Origin of the sequence: Parolsenella sp. LCP21S3_E11 (assembly GCF_052118165.1) — a bacterium.
In the GTDB taxonomy this organism is placed as follows: domain Bacteria; phylum Actinomycetota; class Coriobacteriia; order Coriobacteriales; family Atopobiaceae; genus Parolsenella.
Genome location: NZ_JBQKHS010000022.1, coordinates 1 through 958, shown reverse-complemented (window position 1 = coordinate 958; position 958 = coordinate 1). Strand labels below are relative to the sequence as shown.

Below are 958 nucleotides of genomic sequence, written 5' to 3'. Positions count from 1 at the left end.
AGGTTCGACGGCGTGCGCCGCATCGGCATCGACGAGACGTCGTACAAGAAGGGCCACAAGTACGTCACGGTGGTCGTCGACCACGACCGCGGCTGCCTCATCTGGGCGCACGAGGGCACCGGCAAGGACGTGCTCAACCTGTTCCTCGACGAGCTCACGCGCGAGCAGAGGCGCGCCATAGAGGTGGTGACCGCCGACGGCGCGAGGTGGATAAGGCAGCTGGTCAAGCGCCGCTGCCCCAACGCGAGGTGGGTCATGGACCCCTTCCACGTGGTCCAGTGGATGAACGACGCGCTCGACGCCGTGCGCTGCGAGGAGTGGAACGCCGCCAGGGCCGCCGCCAGGGCCGCCAGGCCCAGGCCCGAGGGCAAGCGCGGCAGGCCTGCCAAAGGCGAGCTGCCGCCCGAGGAGGTCAGGGCGCTCGAGGAGGAGGCGGCCTCCATCAAGGGCAGCCGCTACGCGCTCGTGAAGAACCCCGAGGACCTCACCGACGGCCAGAGGGCGAGGCTCGAGGCGCTCAAGAAGAGGGCCGGCTCGCGGCTGGTCAGGGCCTGGGAGCTCAAGGAGGACCTGCGGGCCGTCTTCCGGGCAGCCGACGGCTCCGAGGCCGCCGAGCTGCTCGACGACTGGATGCACAGGGCCGCCTACTGCAAGATCGCCAAGGTCGTCGCCGTGGAGAAGAAGGTGCGCCGCCGGCGCGACGACATCATCGCCGCAGTCGAGCTCGGCATCAGCAACGGGCGCGTAGAGGCCATCAACAACAAGATCAAGGTGGCGGTGAGGATGGGCTACGGCTTCCGCAACACCGACAACCTCGTGGCCCTGCTCATGCTCAGGTGCGGCGACTGCCAGCCCCAGCTCCCGGGTCGCCCGGTGAAGGCGAGGAAGAAGGGCGTGAAGGGAGCGAAGAGCGTTGCTGCCTAGGCTAGCCCCTTGTCACACAAACTACCGAAGCCTC

Annotated in this window: 1 protein-coding gene; it reads left to right on the top strand. The window is 68.6% G+C overall.

Features of this window, described 5'->3' with window-relative positions:
• The coding region (locus ACTQ1Z_RS08525) for an ISL3 family transposase (RefSeq protein WP_441860253.1) at window positions 1-924 on the top strand (924 nt) is incomplete at its 5' end.
• Window positions 925-958 lie beyond the last annotated feature (34 nt).